Source organism: Streptococcus sp. k-163 (assembly GCF_013277555.1).
Classification (GTDB): Bacteria; Bacillota; Bacilli; order Lactobacillales; family Streptococcaceae; genus Streptococcus.
Genome location: NZ_VMND01000001.1, coordinates 1 through 13,075 on the forward strand (window position 1 = coordinate 1; position 13,075 = coordinate 13,075).

Sequence of the window (13,075 nt, forward strand, 5' to 3'; positions counted from 1 at the left end):
CTTTTGGGGTGCAGTTCATTCTGAAAATACAATAAATCGGCTCACACAATAAAACGCATAATATCTAGTTTTTTGATCACCTGATATTATGCATTTTCTATTTTTAAAATCTTTTTGCTCAGTCTCTCTTTGTTACAAATTCATCTTAAAAGACATTGATTTTGAATAAATCTAAAAACAAATTTTACCCAACTGATCCTTCCATTTCGTAGCTAATCAAGCGGTTCAGCTCAACAGCATACTCCATTGGAAGTTCTTTTGTGAAAGGTTCTACAAATCCCATAACAATCATCTCAGTTGCCTCAGATTCTGACAACCCACGACTCATGAGGTAATAGAGCTGTTCTTCTGAAATCTTAGATACTTTAGCTTCGTGTTCCAAAGCAACCTGCGAGTTGTGAATTTCATTAAATGGAATAGTATCTGATGCTGACAAGTCATCCATGATAATGGTATCACACTCGATGTGAGAAACAGATTTCTTAGAGTTTTTATTAAAGGTTACTTGTCCACGATAGTCAACCTTTCCTCCACCTTTAGCGATGGATTTAGACACGATAGACGAGCTTGTATGTGGAGCATTGTGAATCATCTTGGCACCAGTGTCCTGGTGTTGCCCTGCATTAGCAAAGGCAATAGAAAGCATAGTACCACGCGCACCTTCTCCATCTAGGTAAACAGATGGGTATTTCATGGTTGTTTTAGCACCCAAGTTTCCATCGATCCACTCAACAGTCGCATCTTTCAAGGCTTTAGCACGTTTTGTTACCAAGTTATAGACGTTATCAGACCAGTTTTGGATAGTCGTATAACGCATGTAAGCTCCATCCAAAGCAAAGATCTCTACAATGGCAGCGTGCAAGCTGTTACTTGAATAAGTCGGTGCTGTACATCCTTCAACATAGTGAACACTTGCTCCCTCATCAACGATAATCAAGGTACGTTCAAACTGACCTGTATTTTCGTTATTGATACGGAAGTAAGTTTGAAGTGGAATATCCACTTTTACACCTTTTGGTACATAGATAAAGGTTCCACCAGACCATACTGCTGAGTTAAGGGCAGCCAACTTGTTATCTGTTGGCGGTACCAACTTAGCAAAGTATTGTTTAAACAAGTCTGGGTATTCCTTGAGGGCAGAATCCGTATCTGTAAAGATAATCCCCAATTTCTGGAACTCTTCCTTCATGTTGTGGTAAACCACTTCTGACTCATACTGAGCAGAGGCACCAGCTAGATAAGCACGCTCAGCTTCTGGAATCCCAATACGTTCAAAGGTTTCTTTGATTTTTTCAGGAACGTCATCCCATGAACGAGCTGGTTTATCAGATGGTTTTTGGTAGTAAATCAAGTCATCAAAATCAATCTCTGACAAGTCTGCTCCCCAAGTTTGCATGGGCATTTTTTTGAAGGTTTCATAAGACTTCAAACGGAATTCTAACATCCACTCAGGTTCTCCCTTTGCAGCTGATAGTTCACGAATGACATCTTCATTCAATCCTTTTCCTGTCGATAGGACAGGCTCTACATCATCATGGAAACCAAATTTATACTCACCAAGGTCAATTGGTTTTGGTTCTACTCTTTCTTCAGCCATAATATCCTTTCTTTCATTCTTCATTTCTACTGATTCATAAGGCAAAAGAAACTTGCCTTACTTATTTTCTTGATTTTCAATTGTTTTCTTCAGGGCATTCCAAGCTAGGGTTGCACACTTGATTCGTTGAGGAAATTTGGCAACACCTGACAAGAAGGCTGCATCGCTTAGTTTGTCTTGGCGTTCATCTTTTTGCCCTTGAACCATCTCAGAAAAAATAGTCGCAAGTTCTAAGATTTCTTGTTTGGTCTTTCCCAAAACTGCATCTGTCATCATACTAGCAGAGGCTGTTGAGATGGTACAGCCTGAGTTTAGAAAAGCGATATCCTCCAATCGATCTTCTGCATCAAACTTGACAGAGAGATTGATGACATCTCCACAGGTTGGGTTGTTGAGACTGATTTGCTCAGCATCTTCCAACTTTCCTTGGTGATGTGGATTTTTCGAATGGTCCGCTACCACTGCCATATAAAGGCTATCTAGTTTAGAAAGTGACATTGAAAAACTCCTTTGTCTTTTGTAAAGCATCGACTAGCTTGTCGCAATCTGCCTTGGTATTGTAGATATAAAAACTTGCGCGAGCTGTTGCTGGAACATCCAAATACTGAAGCAAGGGTTGGGCGCAGTGGTGACCCGCACGAACAGCCACTCCTTCATAATCCAAAGCAGTCGCAAGGTCGTGAGGATGGAGATCTCCTAGGTTAAAGGCAATGACACCTGAACGTTGAGCCAAGTCCTGTGAACCGTAAATGGTCAAACCTTCGATAGCCTGCAGTTTTGGATAAACGTATGCAATCAATTCCTGTTCATGGGCTTCAATTGCATCCATACCAATCTTTTCAAGATAATCTACTGCAGCAGCAAGTCCGATTGCACCTGCCATGTTAGGAGTTCCAGCCTCGAATTTCCAAGGCAATTCCTTCCAACTAGCAGATTGCTCATAGACGAAATCAATCATCTCACCGCCAAATTCAACTGGTGACATTTGCTCAAGATACTTTTTTTTGCCGTAAAGAACACCGATACCAGTCGGACCTGTCATCTTGTGACCTGAAAAAGCAAAGAAGTCCACATCCAAGTCCTTGACATCAATCTTCATATGAGGTGTAGACTGAGCACCATCCACCACCATAATGGCTCCAACTTGGTGGGCTAATTGAGTGATTTCTTTGATTGGATTGACAACACCCAGAACATTTGAAGCGTGAGCTAGGGAGACAAACTTGACTCTATCAGTCACTTTAGCTCGCAAATCCTCCATATCCAGAGCTCCATCCTTGAGATAGACATAGACAAGCTCTGCCCCAGTCTTGCGGCAGGCTTCCTGCCAAGGAATGATATTAGAATGGTGTTCCATGACAGAAATCAAAACCTGGTCTCCCTCAGTCAAGACTTCCTCTGCATAACGCGCTACCCAGTTAAGACTGGTTGTCGTTCCTCTGGTAAAGAGAACTTCCTTTGTAGAACCTGCATTGATAAACTTAGCAATGGTTTCACGAGCAGCTTCATAAGAAGCTGTCGCCCTTTCTGCCAAGGTATGAACGCCACGGTGAACATTGGCATTATCCTGTTCATAGTAGCGGTTAATCGTCTCCAGAACTGCTAGTGGTTTTTGTGTCGTCGCAGCATTGTCCAAATAGACCAGTGGTTCATCATTAACAATCTGGTCTAAAATTGGAAAATCCTTGCGAATCGCTTCTACATCTAACATAGGCTTCCCCTTAGCGTTTTGACAATTTTTCTTCAATAGTTGCAATCATTTCATCACGCACTTCCTTAACTGGAATCTCAACGATAACGGAGCCAAGGAAACCACGAACAACCAAGCGTTCTGCAGTTGCCTTGTCCAAACCACGGCTCATGAGGTAGTACATATCTTCTGGATCTACCTGACCGATAGAAGCTGCGTGACCTGCAGTAACATCATTTTCGTCAATCAAAAGTATTGGATTAGCATCTGAACGCGCTTGGTCTGAAAGCATGAGAACACGGCTTTCTTGTTGCGCATCAGCTCCCTTGGCACCCTTGATGATGTGGCCAATACCATTGAAGGTCAAAGTTGCTTTTTCAAGAATAACCCCATGTTGTAGGATATTTCCGATTGAGTTGCAACCATAGTTAGTTACTCGGGTGTCAATCCCTTGTACCTGACGGCCACTTGAAAGAGCTACGACTTTCAGATCCGCATGGCTACCGTTACCAATCAAGTCACTATCAAAGTCAGCAACGACATTCCCTTCGTTCATGACACCGATTGCCCAGTCAATACTCGCATCGTTGCCTAATTTACCACGACGGCTAATGTAGGCAGTGACGTTTTCACCTAGACGATCGATAGCCGCAAACTTCACTTGCGCACCTGAACGAGCAATGACTTCTACAGTGATATTGGCAGTTGCTTTGGCACTACCCTCACCACGAGATTCCAAACGTTCAAGATAGCTAATTTTACTGTTCTTACCAGCGATAATCATAATATGCTTGTTAAACGGCACATCACTATCACTATCTTGGTAGAAAATTCCTTCGATTGGCTCTTTAATTTCAACATTATCAGGAATGTAGAGAACAGCACCACTATTGAAATAAGCTGTATGGTAGGCTGCTAATTTATCATCGTCATACTTAACAGATGACATGAAGAATTCTTCGATCAGCTCTGGAATTTCTTCTAAAGCTGAGTGGAAGTCTGTAAAGACGACACCTTGTTCAGCCAACTCAACTGGAATTTGTTCAAAAACAGTTTGAGTACCTACTTGCACCAACTTCAAGTGGTTATCTAGTGCAGTGAAATCTGGAACATTTGCTGATGGCTCACTTTCTGTAATCGTTCCATCACCCAGATTCCAACGGTGGAATTTGACACGCTCAATAACTGGTAATTCTAGGCTCTCAATCTTATCAAAAGCTTTTTGACGGAGGTCAGCCAACCAGCTTGGTTCAGCGTGCATTTCTGAAAAAAGTTTAATATTTTCTTTAGTCATTTACTTCTCCTAAAAGATACGAGGGAATTACAATTCTTCCTTGTAGTCGTAGCCAAGTTCTTCAGCTAGTTTTGCGTATCCTTCACGTTCCAAACGCGCAGCCAATTCTGGACCACCAGAAAGGACAACACGACCTTCCATCATCACGTGTACCACATCAGGTGTGATGTAGTTCAAAAGACGTTGGTAGTGAGTGATAATCATAGCACCAAAACCTTCACCACGCATGGCATTAACACCTTTCGATACGACTTTAAGAGCGTCAATATCAAGACCAGAGTCAATCTCATCCAAAAGGGCAAATGTTGGTTCCAACATCAAAAGTTGAAGAATTTCATTACGTTTTTTCTCACCACCAGAGAAACCTTCGTTGAGGTAACGCTCTGCCATTTCTTCTTTCATGTTGAGCAGTTCCATCTTCTCGTCTAGTTTAGTAATAAACTCACGAACTGAAATCTTCTCATCATCTTCTTTACCAGCATTCATGGCTGCACGAAGAAACTCAGCATTGGTAATTCCAGGAATTTCAGATGGGTATTGCATAGCAAGGAAAAGTCCCATACGCGCACGCTCGTCCACTTCCAATTCAAGAATGTTTACTCCATCAAACAAGACTTCACCTTTGGTAACTTCATAGTTTGGATTTCCCATGATAGCGGCAGAAAGAGTCGATTTACCCGTACCATTTGGCCCCATGATAGCGGCGATTTCGCCTGTTTTCAGGGTCAGGTTAACCCCTTTTAAAATTTCTTTTCCTTCAATCTCAACGTGAAGATCTTTGATCTCTAATACTGACATGATAGTTCCTTTCTTTTTCAAGACCTTTACAGTGCTTACTAGAAACATACTTGATTTCCCTAGAAAATACGTTAATACTCACTGAAAATCAAAGAGCAAACTAGAAAGCTAGCCGCAGGTTGCTCAAAGCACCGCTTTGAGGTTGCAGATAAAGCTGATGTGGTTTGAAGAGATTTTCGAAGAGTATAAAAGGTCAATAAATATACTTTTATAGTATAACAAAAAAAAGCCTAAAAGGCTTTGATTTTGTCTAGAAGCTGAGGACTAGTCTTTTCCTTTTAAATGTTGGTCAATAACATCTACAATCTTGCCCATCAAGTAACTAACTCTAAAGTTTCTAAATAGTAAAATAGCCCAAAAGGCTGCCATAATATAGCGACCAGTCATCCAGGCTTCATTAAAAAAATAGGTCTCAGCAGCTGTAAACAGCGCGATGATAATAAATTGTTGTCTATTCATAAACTTATTGTATCATGAAATCTTTCTTTAGTCTTCCTCTACCTTCACTTTATCAGCTAAAAATTCAAATCCTTCTGGTATCAAACTTTCTTCTGCTTCTTTTTCAACTTGAGAAGATTTAGCTTTAGCTGAAAAGGCTGCGCGAACTTCTTTCCATTCCTCCATGGAAATGGCTAAAATCTCAGGTGAAAAACCTGCTGCCTGACTGAGGATGTTGCCAAACATGGTGTTAAGATTGTCTCGTTTCATGGTTTGACCAGCATTGAAGTTAGACTCAAAAGCAAGAATGGCATGATGTTCATTGGCCGCAACCGGTTGAGATCCAACTAACAGAGCCTTATCAGGCCCTCCAAGACTTTCAATTACCTCTCCCCAGGCATTTTGTAAACGAATCAGATTTTGACGTGCTAAATCAGGATTTTCAACAGCCTCTTGTAAGATAGATTGAACTTTATTGCGATCCACACGATAGATTGTCTTACTTGCTGCTGGGCGACTAGGGGCTGGACTAGTTGGCTTGGGTACAGCTCCCACATTTGCGAGTTCTTGTTTGAGACGTAGCACTTCCTGTCTCAGCGAATCAATTTCATGTTCAACCGCCCCAGAAAGAGCTGGTTCAGGCTTAATATCCGCCAAACGGATGGTCATCATCTCAGCATAAATCTTGGGCTGCAAACTAGACTTAATATCTGCTAAACTCACTGTCGCTAAGCGAATCATTTCAAACAGATTTTCCTGAGGAAGTGCCAAATTCTCAACAAAGACTGCACTATGATGAGTGTTTTCACCACCTGTTTGAACAATTAACAAGTCTCTTAAATAGTGTAAAAGGTCGGTCACAAAACGAGTCATGCTCTTACCATTCTCAAAAAGAAGATTCAAGCAAGACAAAGCCTTGGGAACATCCTGTTGAGACAAGGCGGCCACATAATCATCCAAGGCTGATAGGCTAATGGTGCCAGTAATTTCTTCAGAGATGGCAGTCGTCAATTCATTTCCTTGTGTCAAACTCAGGGCTTGATCCAAAATTGACAAGGCATCCCGCATCCCACCTTCAGCCCGTCTGGCAATGATTTCCACAGCCTCTGGTTCAGAACTGATATTTTCTTTTTCTAAGATATAGTGGATATGTTCCTTAATATCCTGTGTCTTAATTGATTTAAATTCAAAACGTTGTACACGAGATAGAATAGTGGCAGGAATCTTGTGCAATTCAGTAGTGGCCAAAATAAAGACCACATTCTGTGTTGGCTCTTCCAGAGTCTTTAGGAGGGCATTGAAAGCCCCTGTAGACAGCATGTGAACCTCATCTATGATATAAACCTTATAGCGAGCAAGGCTAGGGGCGTAGGTAGATTTATCACGAATTTCACGAATTTCATCTACCCCATTATTAGAGGCCGCATCCATTTCAATGACATCTTCTAAACTACCGTCCGTCACTGCCTGACAAATATAACAGTTATTACAAGGTTCACCACCAACTTGATTTGGACAGTTCATAGCTTTGGCAAAAATCTTAGCTACACTGGTTTTTCCTGTTCCACGAGGACCTGAAAAAAGATAGGCATGACTTATTTTCTCTTGCTCCACTGCTTGTTTAAGAGTCTTAGCCACAACTTCTTGACCAACCAACTGGGAGAAATTTTGACTTCTATATTTTCGATAAAGTGCTTGATACATTAGGCTTTCTCCCCAAACATTGTAAAGTCCCATTCTGTCTTTTCAAGCAAAATAGCGACAAATTGTTCCAAATAATCTCGATCCAGATCATCATAATCATCAATCTCTGAAGAATCCAGATCCAGAACTCCAAGTAGTTGACCATTCTTTATCATGGGCACCACAATTTCACTTTTAGCCCGACTATCACAAGAAATATAGTTGGGATAAGTCGTCACATCTCCAACCAGAACAGTTTCCTGAAAGTGAGCTGCCTCCCCACAAACACCCTTGCCTAGTGCAATACGGATGCAGGAAACACCGCCTTGGAAGGGACCTAAAATCAATTCCTCTCCATCGAACAGATAAAAGCCTGAGAATACGGTATTAGGAAAGCGTGATTTTAGAAGAGCACTGGCGTTGGAAAGATTAGCCAAAACATTGGTTTCACCATCCAATAAAAAAGAGAGCTCTTCATTTAACATTTGATAACGTGATTGTTTTTCTGATTCTAACATAGAACTATTATATCAAAAAAGGCTTACAGACAAAAGAAAAATCCCTTGTTTAGGAAACAAAGGATTTTGTAAATTTTCAATTTGATTAAAGTTCGATATCACCGAACAAGTCAGCCATTGAGAATCCTGTTTGTGTTTCTGGAAGTTCGAAATCACGTTTTTCTTGACGTTTTGGACGACGTGGACGAGCAGCACGTTTTTCTTCTTTTTGTCCTTCTTCTTGAGCTGGACGCTCTTCAAGAGCTTTGATAGAAAGTGATACGCGCTCTGCATCTGCGTTAACTTCAAGAACTTTAACTTGAACTTCTTGACCAACTTTAAGAGCTTCTTTTGGATTTTCAATACGTTTGTGTGAAATTTGTGATACGTGAACAAGTCCATCGATACCTGGCAATACTTCAACAAATGCACCAAAGTCAGTCAAACGTTTAACTGTTCCTTCAACTACATCACCTTTAGCCAATTTTTGCTCAACGCCATCCCATGGTCCAGGTGTTGTTGCTTTAAGTGAAAGTGATACGCGTCCTTCTTCTTCGTTAAGATCAAGGATTTTCACTTCAATTTCTTCACCAACAGTTACAACTGATTTTGGTGAAACGTTACGTTCATGTGACAATTCAGTCAAGTGAACCAATCCGTCAACACCACCAAGGTCGATGAAAGCACCGAAGCTTGTGATACGTGCAACTTTACCAGTTACTACATCACCAACAGCCAATTTACCGAATACTTCAGCACGAGCTGCTGCTGTAGTTGCTTCAACAACTTCACGACGTGAAAGGATGAAGCGGTTTTCTTTAGCGTCAACTTCTTTGATTTTAGCATCAAATTCTTGACCTACAAAACGCTCAGTGTTACGTACGAAACGAGTATCCAGCATTGAAGCTGGGATGAATCCACGAACACCTTCAAATTCTACTGAAAGTCCACCTTTAACGGCACGAGTTCCCTTAACAGTAACAACTTCTTCTTCGCGACCAACAAGTTTGTCCCATGCTTTGCGAGCTTCAAGGCGTTTTTTAGATACAAGGTATGTAACTGTATCAGTATCTTTACCAACTACTTGACGAAGTACAAGAACATCCAATACTTCTCCTACTTTAACAAAGTCATTGATATCTGCATCGCGATCGTTTGTCAATTCGCGAAGAGTCAAGACACCTTCAACACCAGTTCCAGAGATTGCAACGTTAGCTTGAGTCGCATCAACTGTCAATACTTCAGCACTAACAACATCACCAGTCTCAACTTGGCTAACGCTATTTAGCAAATCTTCAAATTCGTTCATCTAAAAAATCCTCCAACAATCAAGCTTTTCTTAAACTTGACATACTTATAATTTTTTTCCTAAGCACCCGCAAGGACATGTTTATATCGTTCACGTCTTTCAATTATAAAAATAAAATACCCTAAGATATTTTGCTTTTTATCTTGATCATTACCTAAGAACTGGGGTAGCTGGATTCGAACCAACGCATGAGGGAGTCAAAGTCCCTTGCCTTACCGCTTGGCTATACCCCATTGATGAAATGGAGAGAGAGGGATTCGAACCCCCGAACCCGAAGGAGCGGATTTACAGTCCGCCGCGTTTAGCCTCTTCGCTATCTCTCCTACAATCAACATGGACTATTATATCATGAAAATTTCAAAAAAACAAGACTTATTTTGCTAAATTATAATTTTCAATCAAAATCTCCACAGCTTTTTCCAATTTTTTATAAAAACTATCGACATTCCCATTCTTTATGATGGCAAATTGTCCGTCTAATTCGGCAATTTCTCCGATAACTTTTTTACCGATAGTCAATGTATAACCTTCAAAACTGTCTTTACCAACATTAACTTTGGCATCTGCTACTTGAATTTCAATTTTTTTATCTTTCTTGCTCATTTCATACCTCTCTTCACTTTTTCTATTTTACAAGAAAATCCTAAAACTAGCAAGAAAAAACTCTACATCAGGCTTGTCTGATATAGAGTTTTCTGCTTTATTTAATATGTTTTTCTAGTTCTTTTTGGTACTTACCATTTGATTCCAATTTTTCTTTTTGCCATTTTTTCAGTGCTTCTTCATATTCTTTTGTCGTAACGATATCTTTTTGCAATTTCATTCCTTTAAAGATATATGGGTCACCCTTAATACCAACTTGTGAGTATGGTTTTGAGAATGGCACTACATTACTTACAACTGGAGAACCACCAGATGAAGCTGTTGGCATCAATAATGAACTATCTGTCAACCAAGCTTGAGCCTTGGCATATTTTTCATAGCGCTCTTCAAGATTCGTAGTTTCTGAATCGGCATCATCCAATAATTTCTTATATTGGTCCAAACCAAGTTTCGCTACAACATCCTTATCTTTTCCTTTAGTAATACCAAGGTGTTTCATAGCAGAACCTGATTTAGGATCCATGATATTCAAATAAGATGCTGGGTCTTGATAACTTGGAGCCCATCCTGTACTATTCAAATCATAGTCTTTTTGAGAAGGAACACGCGCTTGTGATGTAATCGTTTCTTTTTCATTATCTGTCATTTGAAGTACATCGATGACAACATTTTCAGCACCAAGAGTTGATTCAATAGACTGTTTGAAAGAGTTGCTTTGTTGAACGGCGATAGTATCTGTTTGTTCAACCGGGACATCCAAGTGAATTGGGAAGCTTACCCCTTTAGATTCCAAGTCTTTCTTAGCTTTTTCAAAGGCTGCTTTAGCCTTGTCGGGGTTGTAGATAGAATCCTTACCATCGACTAGCTCAACACCTTTCCATTGGTCGCCATAGTTTACCAACTCTGCTTGAGCTATTTGGCCAAAGTTCTTACCACCTGCTTGCACAAAGTTATCTGGAACGAGACTGTTACGAATAATCTTGTCCGCACCGTCTTCACCATTTAGCTGAGCAGCATAAGAATGGCGGTTGAAGGCAAAGTTGATAGCCTGACGGAAGTCCTTATTCAGCATAGCTTCTTTAGTAGAAGTCTTTTGCTCTTCACTTGTTTTCGCAGTTTTATTGTATGACTGACGATTTACGTTAAAGGTGAAGTAATAGCTACTTGAATCCTGTGGGCTATAAGTAATTTTATCTCCGTATTGTTCCAAAGTTGAAGCAAAGTTTGAGCTACTTGGGAAGAGACGGGCTGTCGTATAAGCACCAGAAGAGAAGCTACGAATCAAGGATTCCTGATCTGAACCATCGTAGTAAGTCAATTTGATCTTCTCGATTTTTACCTTTTCTTTATCCCAGTAGTTTGGATTTTTCTCGTATTCGATCAACGATTTAGACGTCAAGGTCTTCAAGATATAAGGACCATTGTAGAGAATCCCTGCTGGAGTAACTGCTCCATAATCTTTACCTGATGCCTTCAAAAACTCTTCATTTACTGGCAACATCGTCGCTGTTGTAACTTTAGAGTTCCAGAAGCTTTCTGGTTTGTTTAGAGTATATTCAACTGTGTAATCGTCCAAGGCTTTGACACCAACTGTAGAGAAATCATTCGTCTCACCAGTCATGTAGGCATCCAAGCCCTTAATTGAATTTTGGATGAGAGAGACACCGTCTGACTTACCGTCAGCTACGTGTTTCAATCCTGTTACAAAGTCATGGGCTGTTACTTCTGCGTATTCTTCACCTTCTGAAGTGTACCATTTAACCCCTTTACGTAGTTTATAGGTATAAGTCAAACCATCTTTTGAGACAGACCAATCTTCAGCCAGGGAAGGAATAACATTTCCGTATTGGTCGTTTTCCATCAAACCATCAACCACGTTCCCGATGACATCTGTTGTAGAAGTACGGGTCGCTATACTATAGTCCAAAGATGCAGGATCTACTGCATAGACATATGAGAACGTTGTCGGTGCATCTGCTTCTTTATCAGCTTTTCCACAAGCTACTAAAAGAGCTGTTGTGCTCAGGACTACTCCTGCTGTTAAGAGCCACTTTTTCGATTTCATAAAAAATCTCCTTTAGTTTATTTTAATCTACTTTTACAATCCAACCTTCTGGCGCTTCAATATCACCAAACTGAATTCCTGTCAATTCATCATAGAGTTTACGAGTCACAGGACCCACTTCTGTTTCACTATAGAATACATGGAAATCATCACCGTGCTGAATTCCACCAATTGGTGAAATAACTGCTGCTGTACCACAGGCACCTGCCTCTACAAAACGGTCAAGGTTATCAATTGGGACATCTCCCTCAATAGGAGTCAAGCCCAAGCGGTGTTCTGCCAAATAAAGCAAAGAATACTTAGTAATAGATGGCAAGATAGATGGACTCAATGGTGTTACAAACTCATTGTCAGCTGTAATTCCAAAGAAGTTAGCTGAACCGACTTCTTCAATCTTTGTATGAGTTGATGGGTCTAGGTAAATAACATCTGAGAAATGACGTGATTTCGCCAATTTCCCTGGCAAGAGACTTGCAGCATAGTTCCCACCAACCTTAGCCGCACCTGTACCATTTGGAGCGGCACGGTCGTATTCATCCTGAATCAAGAAGTTGGTTGGAACCAAACCACCCTTAAAGTAATTTCCAACTGGCATAGCAAAGATGGTGAAAATGTATTCCTCTGCTGGTTTAACCCCAATAATATCTCCGACACCAATCAAAAGAGGGCGAAGATATAGGGTCCCACCTGTTCCGTATGGTGGTACGTATTCTTCATTTGCGCGGACAACTGCTTTACAAGCTTCTACAAACATTTCTGTTGGAACTTGTGGCATCAAGAGACGGTCACAGGTACGTTGCAAGCGTTTAGCATTTTCATCAGGACGGAACAGTTGAACACTGCCATGCTTAGTACGATAAGCTTTCAAACCTTCAAATGCTTGTTGTCCATAGTGAAGACTTGGAGAAGACTCTGAAATATGCAAGGTTGCATCCTCTGTAAGCTCTCCTTGATCCCATTGTCCATTTTTAAAATGAGCAATATAGCGATAAGGTAATTTCATATAGGAAAAACCAAGTTTTTCCCAATCAATTGTTACTGTCATATTCCACTCCTTATTCTAAAAATCTATTTCTTATATTCTACACTATTTTTCTAAAA

Annotated in this window: 12 protein-coding genes and 2 tRNA genes; all 14 read right to left on the reverse strand. The window is 40.5% G+C overall.

The genetic code is table 11. The annotated features are described in order from the left end of the window. Window positions 1–184 precede the first annotated feature (184 nt). The 14 genes from sufB to HT731_RS00070 all read right to left on the reverse strand — a co-directional run bounded on the left by sufB (window position 185) and on the right by HT731_RS00070 (window position 13,019). The gene (gene sufB / locus HT731_RS00005) at window positions 185–1,597 is read right to left on the reverse strand and encodes a Fe-S cluster assembly protein SufB (RefSeq protein WP_000797048.1); all 1,413 of its coding nucleotides are present in this window, start codon (window positions 1,595–1,597) and stop codon (window positions 185–187) included. 57 nt (window positions 1,598–1,654) lie between these two features. Next, window positions 1,655–2,095, reverse strand: a complete 441-nt coding sequence (sufU, locus tag HT731_RS00010; protein ID WP_173277100.1) for a Fe-S cluster assembly sulfur transfer protein SufU — start codon at window positions 2,093–2,095, stop codon at window positions 1,655–1,657. Beyond that, window positions 2,082–3,308: a cysteine desulfurase gene (locus tag HT731_RS00015; protein ID WP_173277102.1), complete on the reverse strand. Its 1,227-nt coding sequence runs from the start codon at window positions 3,306–3,308 to the stop codon at window positions 2,082–2,084. Before HT731_RS00015 ends, sufU begins: the two co-directional genes overlap by 14 nt. A gap of 10 nt (window positions 3,309–3,318) precedes the next feature. After that, complete coding sequence (gene sufD, locus HT731_RS00020; RefSeq protein WP_000159654.1) at window positions 3,319–4,581, reverse strand: Fe-S cluster assembly protein SufD; 1,263 nt, start codon at window positions 4,579–4,581, stop codon at window positions 3,319–3,321. 27 nt (window positions 4,582–4,608) lie between these two features. Continuing rightward, on the reverse strand, window positions 4,609–5,379 hold the full coding sequence (gene sufC / locus HT731_RS00025) for a Fe-S cluster assembly ATPase SufC (RefSeq protein ID WP_000114489.1): 771 nt from the start codon (window positions 5,377–5,379) through the stop codon (window positions 4,609–4,611). A gap of 264 nt (window positions 5,380–5,643) precedes the next feature. Next, window positions 5,644–5,838, reverse strand: a complete 195-nt coding sequence (locus HT731_RS00030) for a DUF3272 domain-containing protein (RefSeq protein ID WP_001081602.1) — start codon at window positions 5,836–5,838, stop codon at window positions 5,644–5,646. A gap of 27 nt (window positions 5,839–5,865) precedes the next feature. Continuing rightward, window positions 5,866–7,521, reverse strand: coding sequence for a DNA polymerase III subunit gamma/tau (gene dnaX / locus HT731_RS00035; RefSeq protein ID WP_061759836.1), 1,656 nt, complete (start codon window positions 7,519–7,521; stop codon window positions 5,866–5,868). After that, window positions 7,521–8,018: a GAF domain-containing protein gene (locus tag HT731_RS00040; RefSeq protein WP_033680459.1), complete on the reverse strand. Its 498-nt coding sequence runs from the start codon at window positions 8,016–8,018 to the stop codon at window positions 7,521–7,523. The genes dnaX and HT731_RS00040 overlap by 1 nt, the downstream gene beginning before the upstream one ends. An 85-nt stretch (window positions 8,019–8,103) precedes the next feature. Beyond that, a complete protein-coding gene (gene rpsA / locus HT731_RS00045; protein ID WP_001001635.1) occupies window positions 8,104–9,306 on the reverse strand; it encodes a 30S ribosomal protein S1 in 1,203 nt (400 codons plus the stop codon). Window positions 9,307–9,467: 161 nt separating this feature from the next. After that, a tRNA-Gln gene (locus tag HT731_RS00050) sits at window positions 9,468–9,539 on the reverse strand. A 9-nt stretch (window positions 9,540–9,548) separates the two neighbouring features. Then, window positions 9,549–9,629 (reverse strand) — tRNA-Tyr (locus HT731_RS00055). Window positions 9,630–9,678: 49 nt separating this feature from the next. Next, entirely contained in the window at window positions 9,679–9,909 is a 231-nt protein-coding gene (locus tag HT731_RS00060; protein ID WP_000037113.1) for a DUF2969 domain-containing protein, read from the reverse strand. 97 nt (window positions 9,910–10,006) lie between these two features. Further along, on the reverse strand, window positions 10,007–11,974 hold the full coding sequence (locus HT731_RS00065; RefSeq protein ID WP_077805000.1) for a peptide ABC transporter substrate-binding protein: 1,968 nt from the start codon (window positions 11,972–11,974) through the stop codon (window positions 10,007–10,009). A 22-nt stretch (window positions 11,975–11,996) separates the two neighbouring features. Beyond that, a complete protein-coding gene (locus HT731_RS00070) occupies window positions 11,997–13,019 on the reverse strand; it encodes a branched-chain amino acid aminotransferase (protein WP_173277105.1) in 1,023 nt (340 codons plus the stop codon). Window positions 13,020–13,075 lie beyond the last annotated feature (56 nt).

Coding starts and splice junctions, on each gene's coding strand:
- HT731_RS00015 (WP_173277102.1), bottom strand. CDS start 3,308: ATGTTAGATGTAGAAGCGATTCGCAAGGATTTTCCAATTTTAGACCAG.
- sufC (WP_000114489.1), bottom strand. CDS start 5,379: ATGTCAGTATTAGAGATCAAAGATCTTCACGTTGAGATTGAAGGAAAA.
- rpsA (WP_001001635.1), bottom strand. CDS start 9,306: ATGAACGAATTTGAAGATTTGCTAAATAGCGTTAGCCAAGTTGAGACT.
- HT731_RS00060 (WP_000037113.1), bottom strand. CDS start 9,909: ATGAGCAAGAAAGATAAAAAAATTGAAATTCAAGTAGCAGATGCCAAA.
- HT731_RS00040 (WP_033680459.1), bottom strand. CDS start 8,018: ATGTTAGAATCAGAAAAACAATCACGTTATCAAATGTTAAATGAAGAG.
- HT731_RS00070 (WP_173277105.1), bottom strand. CDS start 13,019: ATGACAGTAACAATTGATTGGGAAAAACTTGGTTTTTCCTATATGAAA.
- sufU (WP_173277100.1), bottom strand. CDS start 2,095: ATGTCACTTTCTAAACTAGATAGCCTTTATATGGCAGTGGTAGCGGAC.
- sufB (WP_000797048.1), bottom strand. CDS start 1,597: ATGGCTGAAGAAAGAGTAGAACCAAAACCAATTGACCTTGGTGAGTAT.
- HT731_RS00065 (WP_077805000.1), bottom strand. CDS start 11,974: ATGAAATCGAAAAAGTGGCTCTTAACAGCAGGAGTAGTCCTGAGCACA.
- HT731_RS00030 (WP_001081602.1), bottom strand. CDS start 5,838: ATGAATAGACAACAATTTATTATCATCGCGCTGTTTACAGCTGCTGAG.
- sufD (WP_000159654.1), bottom strand. CDS start 4,581: ATGACTAAAGAAAATATTAAACTTTTTTCAGAAATGCACGCTGAACCA.
- dnaX (WP_061759836.1), bottom strand. CDS start 7,521: ATGTATCAAGCACTTTATCGAAAATATAGAAGTCAAAATTTCTCCCAG.